The following is a 21,989-nucleotide window of genomic DNA, read 5'->3' as shown; positions in this document are numbered from 1 at the left end:
ATTTGGGATTTATTTCATTCCGCCCAGGCACAGGTATTTAAGCTCCATGTATTCGTCCAGACCGTAGTGGGAGCCTTCCCGGCCAAGGCCGCTTTCCTTTACCCCGCCAAATGGAGCCACTTCTGTAGAGATAATGCCTTCGTTGACGCCAATCATTCCTGATTCCAGTTCTTCCGCCACGCGCCATACCCGATGGATATCGCGGCTGTAAAAATAGGCTGATAAGCCGAACTCGGAATCGTTTGCCATGGAGATTGCCTCGTCGTCGGTTTCAAACTTGAACAACGGCGCAACCGGCCCGAAGGTCTCCTCTCGGGCGATCAGCATTTCCTGAGTAGCGTGAGTGAGAATTGTTGGTTCAAAGAAGGTTCCGCCTAGGGAATGAGCTCGGCCACCCAAGGCAACCTTAGCCCCCTTCGATGTAGCGTCTTCAATGTGTCGCTTCACCTTCGCGAGCGCCGCATCGTTGATGAGGGGGCCCTGCTGGGTTTCGCCTTTGAGGCCGGGACCAACCACCATTTTGCTGACTGCAGTTTTCAGCTTTTCGGTAAAGGCGTCGTACACGCCTGCCTGAACGTAAACTCGGTTTGCGCAGACGCAGGTCTGTCCTGTGTTGCGGTATTTCGAGGCCATAAGGCCTGCAACAGCCGCATCCAAATCGGCATCATCGAAAACAATGAAGGGGGCATTGCCACCAAGTTCCAAGCTGACCTTTTTGACGGTGTCGCTCGCTTGTCGCATCAGGAGCTTTCCGACCGGCGTAGATCCGGTAAACGAAACCTTGCGCACAATAGGATTACCTGTCAGCTCGCTACCGACAGAGACTGCATTAGGTTTGGAACATGTGATGATGTTGATCAGACCGGCCGGTACACCGGCTTCTTCCGCCAGTGCGGTGATGGCCAGTGCGGAGAGAGGTGTATCCTCGGCGGGCTTCACCACTACAGGGCAGCCCGCAGCGAGAGCTGGCGCAACTTTACGAGTAATCATCGCTATCGGAAAGTTCCACGGAGTGATAGCCGCGACTACACCAACCGGTTGTTTGATGACAACAATGCGTTTGTCCTTTCCATGCCCTGGTATGACATCGCCGTAGGCCCGTTTCGCTTCCTCGGCGAACCATTCGATAAAGCTTGCACCGTAACCAACTTCGCCTCGGGATTCCGCCAGAGGCTTTCCTTGCTCAGCGGTCATCAGACGAGCAAGATCCTCTTGGTTGGCCATGAGTAGATTGAACCATTTGCGCAGTATGTTGGCTCGTTCTTTGGCCGGGGTGGAACGCCATGCCGGCCAGGCGGCTTCTGCCGCCTCAATCGCTACACGAGTGTCGGTATCATCCATGTCCGGCACCGTTGCCAACTGATCACCGTTGGCCGGATTGGTCACGGCAAAAGTCTTCCCCGATTTAGCCATTATCCATTGGCCATTGATATATGCCTGTTCGCGCAGAAGTTCGCGATTCTTTAATTCAAGAGACATGAGTAACCTCAATCAATTAAAAATTTGACCGAATCAGAAAGCGGCCTTGTAGATTGCCAAGGCATCAGTTTCAGACACTTCCCTGGGGTTGTTCACAAGCAGCCGAGTTTGCTTCATGGCATCTGAAGCCAAGGTGGCCAGATCTGACTCCCCAATCCCGACCTCACGCAGAGTTTGCTCTAGCCCCAGATCAGCACTTAGAGCCTCAAGACGGTCGATGAACTGATTAACCCTCTGATCGACAGGTGCAGTTGCCATATCCGGAAAGACATCGGTCGCCAGAATTGCATAGGCTTTGTCACAAGTCTCCGCGTTAAAACGCATGACGTGAGGCAGCACCAGTGCGTTGGAAAGGCCATGGGGTACATGGAAAATTCCGCCGATCGGGTAGGCCAGAGCATGCACTGCAGCTACGGGCGAGTTGGCAAAAGCTTGGCCGGCAAGCATCGCTCCGAGCAGCATGTCAGAGCGAGCCTTGACATTGCTGCCATCCTTCACGGCTGTCTCGATATTGGCTCCGAGCAAGCGGAGGGCTTCGCGAGCGAGCGCCTTGGAAACTGGATTGTTGTTTGCTGAAGCTGACGTATAGCTTTCGATTGCATGAACCATGGCATCGATTCCGGTAGCCGCGGTCACGTGAGCCGGAAGCCCGAGTGTCAACTCGGCATCCAGAAGAGCGATGTCAGGAAGCAGCTGAGGCGCAACAACGCCTTTTTTCTCAGTTTCACCAACAGTAATTATTGAGATCGGGGTGACCTCTGAGCCTGTTCCTGCTGTGGTTGGAATTTGAATCAGTGGTAAACGTTGGCCTTTAGCCTGTCCAACACCATACACGTCGTCAAGCTTTTCTCCGCCGCCAATAAGAAGCGCAATTAGTTTGGCAACATCCATGGATGAGCCGCCACCAAATCCAATAACACCATCTACCCCTGCTTCCAGCGCGTCAGCTAGCGCTGCCTCTACGACCGATACAGGCGGGTCGGCAACCACTCCATCGAATAGCTCATATCGCACGCCTGCCTCGTTGAGGGACGTTGTAGCCACGTCGAGCAGTCCCGCTTTGATCAGCCCGGGATCTGTAACTAGCAGTACCTTTTTGCCCATGTGCTCTTTGACGATTTGCCCGAGGCGCTTGATCGCGCCGGGTTCGCAAATAACGCTTTTGGTTGTGTTAAACGTAAATGCAGTCATTTGTTCCTCCTAAGTCAGCGACGCAATCGGTTCGACGCTTCCACGTTCGATCTGAAAGGCTTTGTCGACTAGATCTGCGGAATGTGATTGATCCGATTCAGACAGCAACACGGTTAGGCCTTCATCTTTGAGAGTGCTCAAGACACTGGCGAGTCGTCTGGACAGTGCCGGTGCGACGCCCTCGAATGGTTCGTCCAGTAGCAGCAAGTTGGTTCCAGTCATCATTGCTCGGGCCAGGGCAACGAGCTTTTGCTGACCGCCGGATAACTGGAGCGCTCGTCGATCGGAGAAGGACTCTACCTCTGGCATCATTTCGTAGATCCAGGCAAGTCTGGCTTCTGCGTTAACGAGTTGGCAGGCCCATGCTGGCGCCATGATGTTTTCTTCGACCGTCAGATCAGGTACGAGACGTCGATCTTCTGGCATATAGCCAATGGACATGCCTGCGCGCTCATAAGAACCCTGATTGGTCATGTCCTCGCCATTGATCAGTACCTGGCCCGCTTTCGGCTTGATGAGGCCCATAATGGATCGGAGTGAGGTCGTCTTTCCGGCGCCGTTGCGCCCAATCAGCCCGACCATAGAACCCTTACTGACGGAAAAGTTGACGTCACGGAGAATAGTGGTACCGGCAATCTCCGTAGTGACATTTTTAAGTTCTAACATGGGCAGACTCCTTGCTGGTGCTGGCCTCGTTTTCGCTAAGATCGAGGTGATGCCCAACCACCAATTCCTGGACTTTGGCGTCAGACAAAACGGTTTGGGTCGGACCATCCGCGAGAACCCGGCCGTCGTAAAACGCGAGAACTCGGTCGGCGTAACGCAGAACGACTTCCATATCGTGCTCGACGAACATTGTTGCAGCATCACTTTTCCGGACAGCCGCCATGACGGTATCCATCAGTAAGAATTTATCCTCGATGGCAACGCCTGAGGTTGGCTCATCCAGCAGCATCAACCCTGGCTCAGCGAGCATTGCCATGGCAATGTCCAACAGTTTGCGAACTCCTTGGGGCAGAGTAGAGACAACCTCCTCCGCGTACTGCTCGATTTCATATTCGCGGAGTACAGCACGGGCCTTTTCGACTTTTTCCCTGGATCTGAGAGGCTTAAGAAAGCTCAATTTGCGGTCGACGGAGAAACCGAACGCAATCAGCATATTCTCCAAAACCGTCAGTTCCTGGAATAGTTGAGGCACCTGAAAGGAGCGACCAACGCCCGCCAACGAGACGTCCCTGGGTGACTTCCCGATGATGGATTTACCGCGCACGAGAATGTCGCCACCGGACGGCTGGATATAGCCCGTCACCATATTGATGAAGGTGGTTTTGCCAGCCCCGTTGGAGCCGATAACTCCAACTACCTCGCCTGTATTCAGTTCAACATTGATGTCGGTGGCAGCAGTGACTGCGCCAAACGTTCGCTCCAGATTGACCGTTTTCAACAAAGCGCTCATGACGTTTTCCTCGCTTTCTTGTTTTGGAATCGTTCAACCAGAGACCACAGACCGGATGGCATGAACAGGATGATTGCCAGCAGGGCAAAGCCCAGAATCATTTGCCAGGTGTAAGGCGACACGGCGAACGCATAAGTGCGCAGGGCCTCAAACAGAACGGCTGCAACGATCGGGGCTGCAACATGAGCGGTCCCACCCATCAGCGCTATAAATACAAACTCGCCTGAAGTGGTCCAATACGCCATCTCTGGATCTACGTGACCGCTTACCAGAGCGGTAATAGTGCCGCCAATAGCAGCCAGGGCCGCCGCGATTATGTACTTTACATACACCACACGGAACACAGAGCCGCCCAGATACTCCAACCGAATTTCGTTTTCTCGAACGGCCTCACCGGCGTAACCCGATAGAGATTTCAGGTACCGCCATGCGACAGCTCCAAGAACGATTACGAGGATTACTGCGACAATCAGAACCAGGTCTGATGAAGCTTCAGCACCCGGAGTCCAACCCAATAGGCTGGGATTGGCAACGTTAAAACCATCAGTAGACCCAAGGAACTGATTGCGCACCAGCAAGCCATACAGAATCATCGAGAACGCCATCGAAAACATTGCGAAGAATATCTCTCGATAGCGACACAGTAGCAGGCCGATGATGGCTGCTATGGCAACGCTGACGGCAACAGACGCAAGCATGATGACCAGAATGTCAGTGACTCCCACGAACTGGGTCAGCATGCCGGCAACGTATGCGCCTACGCAGTAGTACAGGCCTTGGCCAAAGGAAACCAGGCCAGCGCGCATGAGAAGCACCAGGCCGAGTACTACGAGGCCTTTGCCCATCGCGATGGTAAAAAGGTAGGACATCCACTGCGGTAGCAGGAGGCCGCCTGCAATGACTACCAACCCGAGTACGAATAAAAGCGCTAGGGATCTTGTTTTCATCAGATTTTCCTCGCGTTGGCAACGGCAAACAGGCCTTGTGGGCGAAATGCCAACACGAGCCCCATGACCGCGTAGATAACGAACAGCTCAACCTCTGGATACAGATGCACGGCCGCAGCTCGCGCCATGCCAACGATCAGGGCACCGACCAGAGCACCGGTAATGCTTCCAAGGCCTCCAATCACGACCACAGCGAACGCAAGTACAATGACCTCTATGCCCATGCCTGGCACTACGGAGAGCCCAGGGGCAGTCAGAGCTCCAGCGAGTGATCCGATACCAGCTCCAATCAGAAAGGTAATGGTGAAGATTCGGGCAACGTTGATGCCGAGTGCGCTGGCGATTTCACGATCGTGAATGACTACTCGAAGCAGTTTTCCGTTGCGGGTACGGTTCAGGCCATACCAGAGTGCGAGACCGATCAGTATACTCACGCCGATAAGCATGAAATCGTAATTGGCGAAGGATAATCCGGCGAACTTGGTTCGGCCCAGCAGGGTGTAGGGTTGGTAAGCAAAGTAGGGTTCAACCCCCCAGATTAGCTTGATGGCATCTTCCATGATGAGCAGGACGCCATAGGTGACCAGGATCATGACGACCTCGTCCCTGCCGTACATGAATCGCAGAAGGCCTCGTTCAACCAAGAGCCCCACGGAAATGCCGGCGACAAGGGCGGCGGCGATCAGTGCGACGAAGCTGAACCAGGGAACAGAGCCGGTAGAAAAATACCAGCCAACCATGGCAGCACCCGAGTACGCACCGAGGGCGTAAAAGCTGCCATGGGACATATTGAGTATGCGCATGACCCCGTAAATCAGGGTTAGACCGGCAGAAATGATGAACAGCCATGAGGCGTAGACCGAGCCATCCACCAGTATTGCAAGAAGTTGTTTCATTGTAAGACTCCCGATGCTTTGCACAGACCTCGCCTGCCGTCCGGGCCATCTACCGGTCGGGGAGGTGCGAAAGATCGTTGGAAAGTCTCATCGGGACCGGACGGTCCCGATGAGCATGTTGCTAGGTCAGTGGGCTCAGTTGCACTCGGCACCTGGCATGCCGGCTTTGATCCACTCTACAGTCTCTGCGCCTTCCGGCGGGTTGACGCAATCTGCAGGGTAGCGGGTAATGTCGGTAAAGGTGATTTCACCGTCTACTCGTTTTAGGCGACCGTAGACCATCTCTGTTGCAGCCTGATGGCCCTTACCACGGCTCATCTCAACCCGGCCGCCTGGGCCGTCAAATTCGAGACCTTCAAAGGCAGTGATCACCTCTTCGGTAGAGGCACCAACTCCAGCCTTATCTTGAGCCAGCTTGAGGCCAATCAGCGCATGGGCCATGTGGTAGGCAGGGAAAGTCGGCGGTGTGCCGAAACGCTCAGTGAACTCGGTTTGGAACCAAGTGTTAAGTTCGCTCTCTGGTGCGAAGGGGCCGAAGGGACCGCGGGCACCAATGATCGCACCGTCTGGCAGATGATCGCCCAGACTGTTCAGAGCAGTTTCACCTGCGGTGAAGATAACCTGATTGTCTGCCAGCAGACCACGAGCGGCCGCCTGGAGGACGAATGCGTCAGTGTCTCCACCCCAAAAAGAGGTGTGGATCACATCTGCGGAGTTAACCTGAAGAGCAGAAATTTCGGCGCCGTACTGACCGGCAAACAGTTTGGGGAACTGTTCTGTCGTGATCTCAAGATCGCCGCCACGCAGAACCTTTAGAGTCTCGGTGAAATCGCGCCAGCTGTCGTGACCCCAGGAGTAGTTCTGGTTGATGCCTGCGACAGATTCCAGGTCGGGAACGTTTTCGTGCACGTAGCGAGCCGCCCCGATGTTGTCCATGCTGGCGGTAGAGTGGGTGCGGAAAACATACTCGTAGTCAGCTTCCTCGAAAACTCGGGGCGTGCCGCAGTCGAACAATACGGTCAGCATCTTGAGTTCTTCAGCGACCGCTGGGATGGCGAGACAGTCGCCGGAAGAGATGTAGCCTACGACTGCATCGACGCCATCGCGTTCAACGAGGTTTCGAAACTCTGAGGTTTGTTTCGTTGCACCGCCAGCCTCGTCAACATAGACAGGTGTAATCATTCGACCATCAATTCCCTTACCCTCAATAGGTGCGGGCAGGGTGCCGTCGTTGATGGCATCGATTACCAGGTCAGCAGCGTTCTTGGCGGGAATTCCGAAAGGCCCGGAAGCGGCGCCTGAGAGAAAGGTTACAAGGCCCAGTTTGTATTCTTCATTAGCGTAAACGTTGAGGCTCATGGCACCTGTAGTCATGGCACAGGCGACCGTCGCTGCGGTAAGCAGGGGACGTTTCATATCAGATCTCCAGACTGTTGTTCTTGTGTCGTTTGGTTGGACAACCAGTATTGTTTTTTTCCGGTGTCCTGCCCGACGTTTTTCAAGCCGGCCTGTGTATGTCTGCACGCCCTATGCCAGAATTTCTACCTTCTTAAGATGCTGTTTTTTAAAAAAAATATCTCTGCGTGAGATTTTCTGAATTGGATGAGCGAAATCCGCTCATGTTGGGCGAGCGTAAATGAGCGGTTTTCGCTCATTCTCTTGCCGAGTGAACTTGCTCGTAATCAGACGGGTAATAGATTTGCCAATTACCGAGCATTACGTTCGCTGGAGGATAGCGAGGATCCTCTACCGTCTCACCAATCGCCATTACTTGGCGGATCTGATGAGTAACCGGATCCATCGAGGATTGGAAACCGGGCGGGTCCTCTGGCGTAGTCAGGCTCAAATTTTCGAAAGCTCGCTCAATGCCTTCGAGATTTCCGTAGTCGCCGCTTACCTGGCGAGCGGCCTCGGCAATTGCAAGTATGCCGGTGAACGCGCCTTGCGCCCCGGAGGAGGGATAGTAACCGGCCTGCCGCTGAAACTCCTGGACAAACCACCGATTAAAATCAGTTTCTGGCCAGTTGTTGTGATGCCGGGATGCGAGTAACAAACCAAGAGGCATGCGATCGCCTAAGTGAGCAAAAATCTCGTAATCGCCACCTTTTTCAAAGTTCGCGAAGCGGGAAACATCAAACAGCCGGGTGTCAGTAGCCTGGGTGACGAAAGCGACGAAATCCCCTCCCCACAGGCTATTCACGACCAAGTCTGGTTTCTGTCGGATCAGCTCATTGATGTAGTGGCTGTAGTCTGGCTCACTTAACCGAGGCCAGAGCGTGCCGGCAATCTCATAATCCACACCCAATTTATTCAGAGCCTCGCGAAAATCGGCCCACACCTGATAACCATACTCGTAGTCTGGACCCAGGTACGAGATTCGAAGCGGTTTTTTCTTCAAGTGGTCATCAAAGTAGTCTCTGACAAAGAGCGCCCCCGCAGTCATCGATTGCCGGGTGTCGTTCGTTACACGGAAATAGCGATCGTGGAAAAATTCATCGGTGAGCCTGGACGAAGCGTGATCTGTACCAATGAAAAATGCATTTGCAGAAGCCGCTATTTCGGTGACCTGAATGGCGACCGACGAGTTAACTACTCCGCATAGAAACGTGGCTCCCTCCTCGTGGACGAAACGTTCCGCGATCGTAACGGCGGTAGAACGTTTTGATTTTGTGTCACCCAGTAAAACCCTGAGGCGCGGCAGGTCGGGGGCCCCTCTCTGTTCAAGGAATTTGAGCGCCAGTCTTATGCCGACCACCGAATCCCGACCAAGGACGCCTGCACGGCCGGACATAGGATATAGGCAACCTACGGTTATATCGGCCGTATCCTCGGGTGCTCCCAGGGCCTCAAGCGAGTTGGCTTGCGCGGACCAGATGAGAAACAACAGTAGAAAAAGCACGGCCCGACAACGGCTAAAGTGATCGGGATTGATGCGAATCAAAGCTCGTCTCCTATAAGTCCCAGCTTTTGCATCCTTCGCTTTAGAGCGTGGCGGGATATTCCAAGGGAGTTTGCGGCATCGCCTTTACGTCCGTTGGATTGGGCTAGTGCTTCCAAAATACACTGAGCCTCCCGTTTTGCCATTTCGCTGGCTAATGAACTGCTGCTATTTATGGGGTCCCTGTAATCGGCCTCAGCCGAACTCTTCGCTTGAGAAGTTGATCCAATAATCTCTGGAGGTAGCCGGTCGATGCCAATGCTTTCACCGGCGTATAAGATGGTCAGTCTCTCAATAGTGTTGCGCAGTTCTCTAATATTTCCGGGCCAACTGTAATTACACAGCCTGGTGAGAGTTTCGGAAGTTAGATTGATCGGCTGGCAGGATTCCTGTGTGGCGAGTTCCCAGGCAAAGTTTGATGCCAGCATGGGGATGTCGTCCTTGCGGTCAGCAAGTGATGGAATTGTAAGGGGCATGACATTCAGTCGGTAGAACAAGTCCTCGCGAAATTTTCCTGCCTGGGCTTCAGTCTGTAGGTTCCTGTTACTTGCCGCGATGACGCGTAGATCGGCATCAATTTCTTTCTGGCCGCCGACCGGGCGAAAGCGGTGAGTTTCCAGGAAGGTTAATAGCTTGGCCTGTAGAGGCAGGGGCAGCTCTCCGATCTCGTCCAAGAACAGAGTGCCACCATTGGCTAGCTCAACTAGTCCGGTTCGACGTTTGTCGGCACCGGTGTAGGCTCCTTTCTCAGCACCAAACAGTTCCGCTTCTAGCAGGTTCTCTGGCAGGGATGCGCAGTTCACCGCAACGAAGGGGGCGGTTTTGTCTCTGGTAGAATGCAAAGCCTTTGCTATGAGGGTTTTGCCGCTGCCTGATGGTCCTTGTAGAAGGATTGTGCGAGCTGAGCTGTTGCCAATCCGCTCGACTGTCTCAAGTAGCTTACGCATGGCCGCGGAGCGACCAATAAGCCCGTGGGTATCAGCTTCGCGTTCTCGCCGATAGGCCACCTCCTCAGTAAGTTGACGATGTTTATGATTGCGCTGAATTAAAAGAATCAGCTCATCAAGGTCAAAAGGCTTGGTGATGTAATCCTGTGCGCCCTTTTTTACGGCTTCGACAGCAGCGCGAGTATCGCCATGGGCAGAAATCATAATGGTGATTGGAGGGGCCGATAGGGTTTGGATTCGATCCAGAACGTCAAAACCTGATTGGTCTGGCAGTTTAAGATCGAGAAGCACAACATCCGGACTTCGGTTTTCGATCTCGGCAAGTCCGTCTTTGCCCTCGTAGGCGGCGAAAACCGTCATACCTTCCTCTTCGAGAGAAAACATCAAACTGCTGACAAGATTTTTCTCGTCATCAATGATAAGGACGGTTGGCTTTCGCATTAAATCGATTCCTGGTTTTCGTTGTTCAGATAAAGTGGCAGCTTGAGAGTTACCTTCAGGCCCTCGCCAGAAATACTTTGGAAACGCAGGTTGCCCTGATTGGCTTGGGCGAGCTGTCTGCAGATGGCCAGACCGAGACCAGTGCCGTTAGTTTTCGTTGTGAAGAAAGGCTCTGTCAGATGACTTAGGTGGTCCGCACTCACGCCGGGGCCGTTGTCGCTTACCGAAACATAAACAGCCAAGCCTTGCTGTTTGGTCCGAATAGTGATCCGGCCGCCAATGCCTTCCATTGCCTGAATCGCGTTCATTACCAGATTCATCACTATTTGACGGACCTGTGAAGAATCGGCCCAAGCATGAACTTGGTCGTGTTCGATTTGAACCAATTCTATTCCATGGCGATGGGCCACCGCGTCGGCGAGGATTTTCACTGTTTCCACAACTTCGATAATGTCGACCTTGCCAGCCTTGGCTTCTCTAGGGCGAGCATAATCCAAGAGCAACTGGACAACGTCGTTGACTCGATCTATCTCATGATCAACTGATTCCATGAGCTTTTGGCGCTTTGGATCTGATTCCTTACGAGACAGGGCCTGGATAGTGGTCTTGATTGTTGCGAGAGGGTTTCTGATTTCATGGGCAACGCCAGCCGAAAATTGCCCCAATATGGCTCGACGTTCAACGTCGACCATACTCTTTACCAAGCGCCGAAGACGTAGGCGCATACGTTCAAGCGCGAAAGCAAGATAGCCAATTTCCGCTGTGCCCTCAGTGTGTAAGGGGGTATCAAAATCCCCGCCTGCGACCCGATCAGCCCCTTCAATCAAAGGTGTAACCTGCTTTTCCAATCGCCTGGAAAGATGGCGGGACAATAGAATGACTGCTAACGCCGCACCGGAAGCTAGAAGAATTAGTCCGAATCTGGCGGACTCCAAGGGGCCCAGAAGCGGGTCCCCCAGCCATTGAAGTCTTATGTGCCAGCCCTCGATGAACTCGTTTGAGTTGATGTCTTTGGCTGACGGGGCAGGTCGCATAGGAATGTTTCCTACCGCAGTTATTGGCACGTTTTGAGGAGTGACGATAAGGGGACTTTGTAAACCGGGAAGGCTCAGGTCCTTCACTTGATCGGTCAGGCTTGCAAGTCGGACGACCAGGCCAACCCAAGCTCCAGGTGCAGGGATCAGGCCCGTGGGGCTGAGTCTGAGAATGAACCAACCGGGCCTTTCATCAGTGGGGAGGGCCGGGCCGATGACTTTTCCGTTGGCAAATGGAGTAACGGGCAGGGTTTCTAAGGCTACTCCGTTCAGGAGAGGTTGGGTTAAATACCAAAGAGGCTCTTCAAACGTGGCTGGTTTGACAACGACTCCATAAACATGGGGGCTGTCAAGCTGTTGGCGAAGCAGAGTCGTGACTTCTGCTCCTGGTTTGTCTCCAGGTCTGGCCGCCGTTAACCATTCGAAAATCTCAGGGATATCAGCAAGAGCTTCAAGTTCGTAAATTCTCTCCTGGAGAAATGTCCTGAGAAGGTTCTCAGCTCCAGCGAGACGAGCATTTGTCCGACTCTCAGTTACCTTATCGAGTGCTTTTACATACTGAGTGTCATATAGGAATGCCAGCACAGCAAGAGGTATCAACGCAATCAAAAGTGCGCTGAACAGGTATTGTCTCGCCAAGCCATTTCGACGAAGAACGCGCAAGCGAACAGGGGTGGATGAGTCGTGTTTTATTATGCTTTTCATCAGGGGATCATATCGGGAGTTAAGCTATCTGGGAATATCCCCTTTTGGTGGAGCTTTGCTTTGCCGTAACAACAGATCTGTCCTATCGAGCAGGAAGATTGCCATTTTTTCCGTGCTGTACTTTTCGGGCTATATCACCGAGTGCTCTTGGATTCAGGTAGGTGCCAGAAGTTTGGAAATCATTGTTTCGGCAATTACTTAGCATTTCTTAAGGATTCTTGGGTAATTTAGATAACTGATTTTAAAAGCTTATTTAAACACCGTTCAGAATTTTTGCGGAGTTTGACAATGTTTTTTCGCAAAGTAACAAATCCTTGCTAGCGATTAAAAATCAATCACATTACCTTGGCCGAAATTTTGATTTCTCCAGACAAGAGGGTGCCTGAATTGCGTCGTTTACCACTGATTTTTATGCTGATTATCTTCGCCGTTTCTGCCCAGGTGATTGCCGCCCCCAAGCTGACGATCACCAGTAATGCAGATACTCTCGTTCTGGACCGGAATGAGCTGGAAAGCTTTCCCCAAACCACCTTTTCGACAATCAGCCCCTACTTTGACGGCGAGGTTCAGTTCTCCGGTCCGACCCTGGCCCGCATTCTGGAGACATTTGGAGTGTCGGGCGAAACACAGATCACCCTGACCGCTCTGAACGATTACAAGGTCACCGGTTCTCTGGAAGAGCTCCTGTCGCTGGATGCGATCATTGCCACCCGTCGGGATGCCAAAACGATGTCGGTTCGCGACCGGGGCCCTTTCTGGATCACTCTGCCGCTGTCCCAGCGTCCCGAACTGGATGAGGAAGATTTTCATCGTTATATGGTCTGGCAGCTCAGCGGCATTGAGCTGAACTAACTGTGAACAAGGGCACTCTCCTTTCCGGACTGTTTTCGCGGACCACAGTCGTCTTTCTGTTCCTTATCGTGCTCTTGCTATTGGGTGGGAGCTTCTATACCTATTTCCAGGATAGAAAACTGCAGTCGGTGTCTCTCAGCACAATACGAATGGCATCCTGGAACCTGGCCCAGTTGGGCAATGAGGCAAGTGCGTTTGACAGGGAGCTCTCGCTTTCGGCGAATGGTGTAGGCGATCCGGACGAGTTGACCCTTCGCTACGATGTTTTGTGGAGTCGGTATGATTACCTGCTGAATGGCGCCGAGTCGAGGGCAACGCGGGATCATGAGGATAACGAGGAGCGTCTGGAAAATCTGTTCAGTGATTTGAGGGCACTTGAGGGGCCAATTCTGGCCGGGAACGAAAATGGTTCGGACAGCCTTGCTTCTGTGTCGGAGCAATGGAACCGTCAGAAAACCGGAATTCAGCAGCTGGTCATCGATAACTTCGTCGGTGATGAAGCCAGTCGGTTGGTGACTGCCGTGGAGGAATCCCGCGATCGCCTGGCGAATCTCCGAATACTCACCTTGGCGGCCCTGGTCGCGGTTTTCCTCTATCTGGCTCTGGCCATCGCCTTTGTGCGCAGGCAGTCCAAAGAGGATCCTGTCACCGGTCTTCCGAACAGCCAGTACCTCCACAGTATTCGAGGCGTGGCTCCCGACAAAGCCATCATTACTTGCGAAATTCGAGGTTTTCAGCTTGTTCTGAGTGATTTTGGTACCGAAGGTGGCAATGATCTGCTTCGGGTGTTCGCCAGCAAACTGAAGAAAGAGCTGAAAGCGGGTGACGAGCTGATTCAGGCCTCCCAGAGCGGATTTGTGATGTTTCTGGCCGTGAGGCCGTCCGAGGACATCGAGGCGATTATCGAGCGGCTGGTTGAGGCGACAACCTTTGACTGGCGCACCGGTGATTCAGTGCTGCACGTTTCGGCAGCAATGGGGGTAGATCCCCAGTGCCAGGATAATTGCCCTGGCTGGAGTGTTCGCTACCAGCGGGCGCACCGGGCACTGACCCAGGCCCGACTGGAAGGACGCGATTACTATATCAACCGCGAAGATCTTCGCCGCCGGATCGAAGAGGACCGGCTTGTCCACACCGGCCTGATTCGGTTTTTCAACAACGAACCGGGAACGCTCCATCTCAGCCTGGTGTATCAGCCCATCGTGAGTTCCGAAAACATCAACCTGGTTACCGGTGCCGAGGTGCTTCTGCGCTGCCGGGATGAGCGTGTCGGCTTTGTGCCGCCGAATCGTGTGGTAGATCTGTGTGAGCGTTACGGCCTGGGCGTTGAGCTGGGAAGGTGGCTATTCAGGCAGATTGCCCGTGAGACCCAAACCCTTTATCGGAACCTCGGTTTTGATGGCAATCTCTCCATCAACCTCAACCCGTCCATGTTGGCCGATCACCTGGTGCAGGATGTTCAGAGTCTGCTGATTGATGCCGGTATTCCGGCTACCGCGCTGTGCATGGAGATTACTGAAGACAATGCCGCCCTTGAATTCCAGCGCATCAATCAGCTGATCGGTAGCCTGCACGATCTGGGCGTAACCTTTGCCCTCGATGATTTTGGTACCGGCCATTCGTCGCTGGAGTATGTCCGGGAACTGAAGGTAGACCGGCTAAAGATCGACCGCTGCTTTGTCGATGGCATTGAGCATGATGAAGACAAAGCCCGATTCTTGGGTTCTGTGATCGCAATGGCCGAGCAGGCGTATATGAAAAGCGTCATTGAAGGGGTCGAGAACGAAGCGCAGTGGCAGTTGATCGAGGGCATTGGCGGTGTTCTCATCCAGGGTTACTATGCGCACAGACCGATGCCACTGAATGATTACCTCGCTCTGCTCCTTGATTCGAGCACTTGTTACCCCGCCGCGCAAACCAGGTGTTTGGTGTCGGTTGGTCATTAAAGAGTGGCCTGCATGAAGTTGATCATCAGGTTTACATATTCAGGTGGCGTTGATGGATCTTGGCAATAGCGAGGAACGGGTGGCATTACTCAAGCGGGCGAATTTGAAGAACTTGATTCCGGCCGGTGATCGGGATTGGAATCATGTCCGTGGCCTCGGCCTCGGCCTCGACCTCGACTTTATCCAGACACAGGCTGACACGTGAAGCTGTCCATCCGGGCCCAGGCCGTGATTGGCATCGGCATGATCGAAGTTGTCATGCTGATTGTGCTGTTGTACTCGGTATTTCACTTCATCGACTCGTCAACGACCGATGAGGTGGAACGCCGTGCCCAATCCATTGCCCGGATTTTTGCAGCTACCGCTGCGGATGACGTGTTATCTCTGGACCTCGGTTCCCTGCAGTCTTTTGTTGATGCTGCGGCCAGAACCCCCGGAACCGCATTTGCCCGCGTAACCGATTACAATGGCCATCTTCTGGCCGAGGCAGGTAACTCGGATTCTCTGCGTCGATCGTTCCAGCGCTCACGAGAAACCGGTGGCTTGCCTGGCCTTTACATGGCGCAGGCCACAATAGTGAAGGCGGGGCTGAATTACGGTACGGTGGAGATTGGCCTGGACCTGAGGGAACAGCTGCAGGGTATTGAGCAGGTCAAGCGCAGAAGCCTGATTATTGCCGCTCTGGAAGTATTGGCCGCAGCCCTCTTCTCAATTGCTGCCGGTTACTACCTGGTCCGGCGACTGAAACACATCCGGCGTGTGCTGGGGCGAGTCAATAACGGTGAGTACAGCCAGCGGGTGAACGATTCTCAGCTGGATGAGGTCTCGGAAGTCGCTTCGGAAATTGATCGCCTGGCTGAGCGGATTGCCTGGGAGAAGGGCACCAGCGAACGGCGGATTGCCGAGCTTGAAGAGCTGAACGGGGTGCTCCAGAAAAGGCTTGCGGAGTATCGGCGTCACAGATGATTCCATGCGGGTGGCCTTTGGAGGCCGCCCGGTTTTCACTTTGAGGAGACAGACCAGGCTCTGGCCTCGGCTTCCGGAAGTGCCGGGCTGAACAGATAGCCCTGTATCATGTCGCATCCCAGGCGTGTCAACACCTCCTCCTGCTCTGGTGCTTCAACTCCTTCTGCAGTAACAATCAGCCCATAAGCCCTGGCCAAGCCAATCAATGATTGCACTAGTAATTCCCCCTTCGGGTCTGCCAGATCATCGATAAAAGACTTGTCGATTTTCAGTTCATCCACATCCAGCTTTTTCAGATAGCTCAGCGATGAATAACCGGTGCCGAAGTCGTCGATACTGATCCGGATTCCAAGTTCCCGAAGCTTCCGGAAGTTGTCAGAAATGGCGGCCGCCATACCAATCAGCACCCCCTCGGTGATCTCCAGTTCAATGGCGTTCGAGGGTAAATCATGTTCAGCCAGAATCGTTTCCAGCCAGTCTGCGAATGCCGGATCAGAAAAGTGATTGGCGGTAATGTTGACCGCGATCGGAAGAGGGTGGTTCTGATTGGCTCGCATCATAGCTGCTATCTGTGAAACGCGTCGAATCACGTATCGGTCCATCTGCGGGCCGAGGCCACCAGCTTCCGCGATGGGAATGAACTCGCCCGGGGAAACCTGGCCCCACTCCTCGTGGCGCCACCGGGCAAGTGCCTCGTACCCACATTTGGATCGGGTGGCCAGCGACACTTTGGGTTGCAGATAAATATCGATGGTTCCGGAGGCGAGCGCAGTTTTCAGGGCCTGTTCGACGGATATCCGTCGCAGGAGATCGCGATGGGACGCTGCTGTGAAAATCGTCAACTGGCGATTCTGCCATTTTGCTTCGCGCATGGCGGCCTCTGCCAGTTCCGGCATCCGGGCCAGCTCGGTGCTGTGGTCGGGATACAGGGCTATGCCCCCACGCCACTCAAGAGCATGGGATTCGCCGTTAAGATTATAGGGTTCCGTCAGTACTTCGAGGATACGCTTCCCCATTTCTGAAGCTTCGGTTTGGTCCGTGACTGGAAAAACTACCAGCAGTTCGTCGCCGCCCGGTCGGGCCATTAATGCGGACGAGGGAAGTACAGACGCGGCGCGGCGAGCCATCTCGACGATGATACTGTCTCCGGATTCGTATCCGTAGCGTTGATTAACCTGTCCGAACCGGTCCGGATCGATACAGAGAAACGCATAGATTTTGCCCGGAACCAGAGAATTCTTGAGACTTGTGATCAGAGAGCGGCCATGCAGTAGCCCCGTGAGATGATCGTGTTCCTTCAGGAACTTTGCCCGGGATAGGGCGCTTTCTCTGTCCGAAACATCCACGCCCAGGCCCTGGATCTCTTCCTTCCCGTTAAGGGAATTCTCAACCCGCCTGAAAGACCACTCTGCGTGGCTGGGTTGATTGACGGTTCTCATACGGAACTGGACGTTGACTTCGTCTTGCTGATTGTCGGTGATAAGAGTCTTTAGTTCTTCGGCACCGGGACTCGAATCTTCCGAAAGCAGGCTAGCGAGGTGGGTGCCAATAAGTTCGTCATAGGATTTGCCTAGAACTGAGGCAAAGGAGCTGTTGGCAAAGGTCACACGCAGCTGGTTGTCCAGTCGGCAGATAAAATGTTTCTGGCTCTCAACGATATCCTTATATCGCTTCTCGGCACGTTCCAATTCGATCAGTGTGTTGGTGTAGTCGGTGAGATCATGGCAGATACCAACATAATATGAGCGTCTGGAGGCTTGGAATTGTCCCACTGATAAATGCAGAGGGAAAATTTTGCCATTTTTCTTCTGGCCAGTGGTGCTTCTCCCAATGCCGATTATCTTTGCTTCGCCACCCGCTTGATAGTTTGACAGGTAGCGATCATGTGCGCTGCGGTCAGGCTCGGGCATGAGCATACTGACGTTCTGGCCGATGCATTCTGAGGGGGTGTAGCCGAATACCCGTTGAACTGAGTCAGAAACCTGCTGGATGGTTCCGGTATCGTCAATCAGGACCACCGCATCAGCGGCAGCTTTCAATACGGCCGATAGGGGGCCGTCCGTGCTTCTGAACATACTGCTTCATTTGTCCGATCTGTGTCTCAAAAGTACGACTCGGCCTCTATGTTGGTTGTCTTTCCCATGCTGAACCTTGCCGCAGCACTTTGCAATTGTCACGCTGTGGTGGTCCGGAATGATACGCGATCCTATTTGTGTGACATTTTGTATCCTCTCCGTAAAACATTTAAATAACCTGCGTGATACACAGGCGAGTACGTAGTGCCCCTGATGCCCTTACGGTCTTGGCTATTTACACTTCGCGCCCTCTTAAAGGCTGCACCACGGATATGGGTGGGCTTCCTGAAGGCCAGTCCGATTTTCTTAGTGAAATATGAATAAACTTGATACCTCTTATGACGAAACGCTCAGAGTCCATACCCTTAGAGAGTTAAACATACTCGATACCGCCCCCGAGGATCGCTTTGACCGCCTGACCCGGCTGGCGAAGCGCATGTTCAACGTGCCGATTGCCCTGGTTTCACTGATTGACAGTGACCGCCAGTGGTTCAAGTCGAGTATCGGTTTACCGGTGTCGCAAACAGCCAGATCAGTCTCGTTCTGCGGCCATGCAATTCTCCAGAACGAGGCGTTTGTGGTTCCGGATGCCTCGCTCGACCCGCGTTTTGCAACTAATCCCCTGGTTCTGGGGGAGCCACATATCCGGTTTTACGCCGGACAACCCCTTAAGCTCGGTAACGGCATTGTTTTGGGTACTTTATGCATCATTGATTCCGTGCCCAGATCGTTCAGTGATGAAGATCGTGAGGCGCTGAGAGACCTCGCCAAAATCGTCGAGAACGAACTGATCGCCATTCATATGGCCGTCGAGGACGAGCTGACCGGCCTGCCTAACCGGCGAGGATTTCTGCACCAGGCACAGAAAACCATCAGTCTTTGTTATCGGTTAGGTAAACCCGCTGCCCTGATCTTTTTCGACCTCACCCGGTTCAAACAGATCAATGACCAGTATGGTCATGACGAAGGCGATCGTGCGTTGAAAACGTTTGGACGACTGCTGGATAACCTTACCCGCGAATCCGATACCAGTGCCCGCCTGGCCGGTGATGAATTTGTTCTGCTAATGAATGATGCGTCGGCAGAAGCAGCGAAAGAGTGCGTGGCCAGATTGGAAAAAGGTGTCCGGGACTACAACGAACACTCTGGTAAACCTTACGACATTCGTTTCAATGAGGGCATCGTGGAGCTGGATTTGCAAACTGACCATTCGGTACAGCTCTTGCTGAAACTTGCCGACGCCATGATGTATCAGCAGAAACGAAAGCGGATGGACTGATCGGTCGCCGAGGCGGACTTTTCATTAACTGGGCTCCAATGTTGATTGATAACTTTTTACATTTCTGAGGTCGACGGCCTGGGCAATCTCAATCAGACTCGCAAAATAAAGCACCCAAATCTTGACTCCCAGGCTTTCAGAATTCCTGTACAGGCAAGCACATGACTATGTCAGACGCATTTTCGGTTGAACACTTCCCTGTGGGTTGCCTGGTGTCCGATTCCAAGCGACAGATCCTATACTGTAACCGCTTTGTGGAGGAGCATTACGGCTATGGCGTCAGTGAACTTGTTGGGGCGGATCTTTTCACCCTGCTCAGCCGGGCTTCACAGATCATGTATGACAGCTATCTGCTGCCACTGGTGATGCGCGAGGGGCGGTGTGATGAAATCCGGCTTAGTCTTGTTACCCGGCACGGCGAGCCCAAACCTGTTGTGGTCAGTCTGTGTCGCGATCACCCTCATTCCGAACGGATTTTCTGGAGCATCGGTAACGCTAACCGTTCCGAACAAATGTTTTCAGAGCTGACAGAGGCCCGGAAACTGCTCCAGCAGAAGATTTCTCTGCTCCATAACCTGTCCGATACCGACCAGCTGACCGGCCTACCGAATCGTGCAGCGCTCACTCGCCATCTCAACCAGAAGATCGGACATCCGGAATCGGCGCAGCTGGCCTTCGCTCTGGCCTTTCTCGATCTGGACGGTTTCAAGGAAGTCAACGACCGCTATGGTCATCCTGTTGGCGATAAACTGCTTCGTCTGGTTGCCAAACGAATGGCTGCAAATCTGAGGAACAACGATCTGATTGCCCGGTTTGGTGGTGATGAATTTGTCATCCTGTTAACCGGTGAGTTTGGCAGTAGCGAGGCAGAGGAGTCTCTCAACCGTCTGATCCGGCAGGTCTCGGAGCCTTTCGAGGTGGAGTCTCTGAAATTGCATATATCGGCCAGTGCCGGGGTGACACTGTATCCGCAGTCTGAGGCGGTGGACGCAGACCAGTTGGTGCGCCAGGCTGACCAGGCCATGTATCAGGCCAAGCTCGCCGGAAAACGTCAGCTGTGTCTATTCAACGTCGACAAGGAACGTTCCGAGAAGGGCAAGAACAAGGAAGCTGCCGCGGTCAGGAATGCCATAGCATCAGGCGAATTCGAGCTGTTCTATCAGCCCAAGGTAAATATGCGTACCGGCGAGGTTCTTGGGGCAGAAGCGTTACTTCGCTGGAATCACTCGGACAGAGGTTTGCTGGCGCCCGCTGCTTTTCTGCCCGCGCTCAGTCAAACAAGTGCTGGTGTGGAACTGGGTCACTGGGTTATCGCCAGCGGGTTAACACAGTTGCGCCACTGGCATGAGCGTGGGATAGATCTGCATGTCAGCGTCAATATCGACGGATACCACCTTCAGCATCCGGATTTTCTGCGTCAACTAAAAGACCTTTTGATGGATTGTCCCGCTCTTCCCAAACATAGACTTGAACTGGAAGTGCTTGAAACAAGCGCTATCGAAGACATCGACCACGTATCTTCCGTATTGACAGCCTGCAAAAAGCTCGGCATCCGGATTTCCCTGGATGACTTTGGCACAGGCTACTCAAGCCTGGCTCACTTACGGGATCTGTCAGCGGACATTCTCAAAATAGACCGCAGTTTTGTCCGTGACATGCTGACCAGCCCCGGGGATCTGGCCATTCTGAAGGGAGTGATCGGTTTTGCCGGCACCTTTCAGTGTGATGTGGTCGCCGAGGGTGTGGAGACCATACAACATGTTCAGAGCCTGACTGAACTGGGTTGTGACTTGGGGCAGGGCTACTACATCGCAAAGCCAATGCCCCCACAGGTCTTTGAGGCCTGGTTGAGGGACTGGCCACAGCGGGGATTGCTTTAACGGGGCAGCCTTTTGGCAGGGCGCCCGCGTCACACAAACGGAGCACCAGTTAACATGTTGACCAGAGAACAGATCCTTACACGCAATAATGTGGCAATCGTCGGCTCCGGCCCGAAAACATTGATGCTCGCTCACGGGTTCGGGTGCGACCAGAACATGTGGCAGTACCTCGCGCCGGGACTCAGGGAGCGCTATACGCTGGTTCTCTTTGACTATGTGGGGTCTGGAAAATCGCAGATTTCAGCGTTCAGTGAGTCACGATATGCCCGGCTGGAAGGCTATGCCCGCGACGTCTATGAAATCTGCCGGGCACTGGGCTTGCAGCAGGTCCATTTCATTGGCCATTCGGTAAGCTGCACCATCGGTATGATTGCGGCGCTTGAGGATCCTGGGCGTTTTGCAAGCCAGGTCATGATTTGTCCCTCCCCCTGTTTCCTAAATATGCCCCCGGATTACAACGGCGGATTCGAGCAATCGGATCTGGAGGAACTCATCGATTTGATGGACCGCAACTACATGGGCTGGGCAAGCTATCTGGCCCCGCTTGCGTTGGGGAACCAAAGTTCCGAGATGCTGATAGGTGAGCTGTCCGACAGCTTCTGCTCCACCGATCCAGTTGTGGCGAAGACTTTTGCCAGGGCAACCTTCTTCTCGGATTACCGGCATCTGCTGCCAAGGATCCAGCACCCCACACTCATTCTTCAGAGCCAGGTGGACTCTCTTGCCAATGAGGATGTTGGCAAATACATGCATTCCCATATGCCCGAAAGCACTCTGCATGTATTACCAAGTGAGGGGCACTGTATCCACATGACCCATCCGGATCTTGTTCGGGACGAAATCATCCGGTGGCTGCGTGAGCAGTGATCTGGCAATGATATGAAAACCGTCAATCAGGTATAGCCTTTGGCCCGCAAGTCACCCGCTGCCAAGACAATAATGTGGCGAAAACTGGCA

General features: G+C 53.5%; 18 protein-coding genes. 7 read left to right on the top strand and 11 right to left on the bottom strand.

Annotated features, from left to right (window positions below; all coding sequences use genetic code 11):
• Window positions 1–9 precede the first annotated feature (9 nt).
• From BM035_RS01600 to BM035_RS01555, 10 genes are all read right to left on the bottom strand, one after another.
• Window positions 10–1,479, bottom strand: coding sequence for an NAD-dependent succinate-semialdehyde dehydrogenase (locus BM035_RS01600; protein ID WP_092029959.1), 1,470 nt, complete (start codon window positions 1,477–1,479; stop codon window positions 10–12).
• Window positions 1,480–1,512: 33 nt separating this feature from the next.
• Window positions 1,513–2,670, bottom strand: coding sequence for an iron-containing alcohol dehydrogenase (locus tag BM035_RS01595; RefSeq protein WP_092029957.1), 1,158 nt, complete (start codon window positions 2,668–2,670; stop codon window positions 1,513–1,515).
• A 9-nt stretch (window positions 2,671–2,679) separates the two neighbouring features.
• Window positions 2,680–3,336: an ATP-binding cassette domain-containing protein gene (locus tag BM035_RS01590; RefSeq protein WP_092029956.1), complete on the bottom strand. Its 657-nt coding sequence runs from the start codon at window positions 3,334–3,336 to the stop codon at window positions 2,680–2,682.
• Complete coding sequence (locus BM035_RS01585; protein ID WP_092029954.1) at window positions 3,323–4,126, bottom strand: ABC transporter ATP-binding protein; 804 nt, start codon at window positions 4,124–4,126, stop codon at window positions 3,323–3,325. The genes BM035_RS01590 and BM035_RS01585 overlap by 14 nt, the downstream gene beginning before the upstream one ends.
• Window positions 4,123–5,073 (bottom strand): branched-chain amino acid ABC transporter permease, encoded by a 951-nt coding sequence (locus BM035_RS01580; RefSeq protein WP_092029953.1) that lies wholly within the window; start codon window positions 5,071–5,073, stop codon window positions 4,123–4,125. Before BM035_RS01580 ends, BM035_RS01585 begins: the two co-directional genes overlap by 4 nt.
• Window positions 5,073–5,969 carry a branched-chain amino acid ABC transporter permease gene (locus tag BM035_RS01575; protein WP_092029951.1) on the bottom strand — a complete coding sequence of 299 codons (897 nt, stop codon included), beginning with the start codon at window positions 5,967–5,969 and terminating at the stop codon, window positions 5,073–5,075. Before BM035_RS01575 ends, BM035_RS01580 begins: the two co-directional genes overlap by 1 nt.
• A gap of 135 nt (window positions 5,970–6,104) precedes the next feature.
• Window positions 6,105–7,385: an ABC transporter substrate-binding protein gene (locus BM035_RS01570; RefSeq protein WP_092029950.1), complete on the bottom strand. Its 1,281-nt coding sequence runs from the start codon at window positions 7,383–7,385 to the stop codon at window positions 6,105–6,107.
• A gap of 235 nt (window positions 7,386–7,620) precedes the next feature.
• Window positions 7,621–8,910 carry an ABC transporter substrate-binding protein gene (locus BM035_RS01565; RefSeq protein WP_254775335.1) on the bottom strand — a complete coding sequence of 430 codons (1,290 nt, stop codon included), beginning with the start codon at window positions 8,908–8,910 and terminating at the stop codon, window positions 7,621–7,623.
• Window positions 8,907–10,295 carry a sigma-54-dependent transcriptional regulator gene (locus tag BM035_RS01560; protein WP_092029948.1) on the bottom strand — a complete coding sequence of 463 codons (1,389 nt, stop codon included), beginning with the start codon at window positions 10,293–10,295 and terminating at the stop codon, window positions 8,907–8,909. The genes BM035_RS01565 and BM035_RS01560 overlap by 4 nt, the downstream gene beginning before the upstream one ends.
• Entirely contained in the window at window positions 10,295–12,034 is a 1,740-nt protein-coding gene (locus BM035_RS01555) for a sensor histidine kinase (protein ID WP_092029947.1), read from the bottom strand. Before BM035_RS01555 ends, BM035_RS01560 begins: the two co-directional genes overlap by 1 nt.
• A 387-nt stretch (window positions 12,035–12,421) precedes the next feature.
• Here BM035_RS01555 and BM035_RS01550 point away from each other — a divergent pair, with 387 nt between their 5' ends.
• From BM035_RS01550 to BM035_RS01540, 4 genes are all read left to right on the top strand, one after another.
• The gene (locus BM035_RS01550) at window positions 12,422–12,886 is read left to right on the top strand and encodes a hypothetical protein (protein WP_217646292.1); all 465 of its coding nucleotides are present in this window, start codon (window positions 12,422–12,424) and stop codon (window positions 12,884–12,886) included.
• Between the two features lie 149 nt (window positions 12,887–13,035).
• Window positions 13,036–14,832, top strand: coding sequence for a GGDEF domain-containing phosphodiesterase (locus tag BM035_RS01545; protein WP_254775333.1), 1,797 nt, complete (start codon window positions 13,036–13,038; stop codon window positions 14,830–14,832).
• A 52-nt stretch (window positions 14,833–14,884) separates the two neighbouring features.
• Window positions 14,885–15,037 carry a hypothetical protein gene (locus BM035_RS22575; protein WP_175497317.1) on the top strand — a complete coding sequence of 51 codons (153 nt, stop codon included), beginning with the start codon at window positions 14,885–14,887 and terminating at the stop codon, window positions 15,035–15,037.
• Entirely contained in the window at window positions 15,034–15,798 is a 765-nt protein-coding gene (locus BM035_RS01540; RefSeq protein ID WP_092029942.1) for a HAMP domain-containing protein, read from the top strand. The genes BM035_RS22575 and BM035_RS01540 overlap by 4 nt, the downstream gene beginning before the upstream one ends.
• A 35-nt stretch (window positions 15,799–15,833) precedes the next feature.
• Here the strand turns inward: BM035_RS01540 and BM035_RS01535 are convergent, their stop codons facing one another.
• On the bottom strand, window positions 15,834–17,873 hold the full coding sequence (locus BM035_RS01535) for a sensor domain-containing protein (RefSeq protein ID WP_092029941.1): 2,040 nt from the start codon (window positions 17,871–17,873) through the stop codon (window positions 15,834–15,836).
• 316 nt (window positions 17,874–18,189) lie between these two features.
• Here BM035_RS01535 and BM035_RS01530 point away from each other — a divergent pair, with 316 nt between their 5' ends.
• The 3 genes from BM035_RS01530 to BM035_RS01520 all read left to right on the top strand — a co-directional run bounded on the left by BM035_RS01530 (window position 18,190) and on the right by BM035_RS01520 (window position 21,899).
• Window positions 18,190–19,152: a sensor domain-containing diguanylate cyclase gene (locus tag BM035_RS01530; protein WP_092029939.1), complete on the top strand. Its 963-nt coding sequence runs from the start codon at window positions 18,190–18,192 to the stop codon at window positions 19,150–19,152.
• Between the two features lie 161 nt (window positions 19,153–19,313).
• Window positions 19,314–21,032, top strand: coding sequence for a sensor domain-containing protein (locus BM035_RS01525; RefSeq protein ID WP_092029938.1), 1,719 nt, complete (start codon window positions 19,314–19,316; stop codon window positions 21,030–21,032).
• 54 nt (window positions 21,033–21,086) lie between these two features.
• Window positions 21,087–21,899, top strand: a complete 813-nt coding sequence (locus BM035_RS01520) for an alpha/beta fold hydrolase (protein ID WP_092029936.1) — start codon at window positions 21,087–21,089, stop codon at window positions 21,897–21,899.
• The last annotated feature ends 90 nt before the right edge of the window (window positions 21,900–21,989 follow it).

The organism is Marinobacter sp. DSM 26671, from assembly GCF_900112835.1.
GTDB lineage: Bacteria > Pseudomonadota > Gammaproteobacteria > Pseudomonadales > Oleiphilaceae > Marinobacter > Marinobacter flavimaris.
This window is presented reverse-complemented; position numbering and strand designations above follow the sequence as displayed.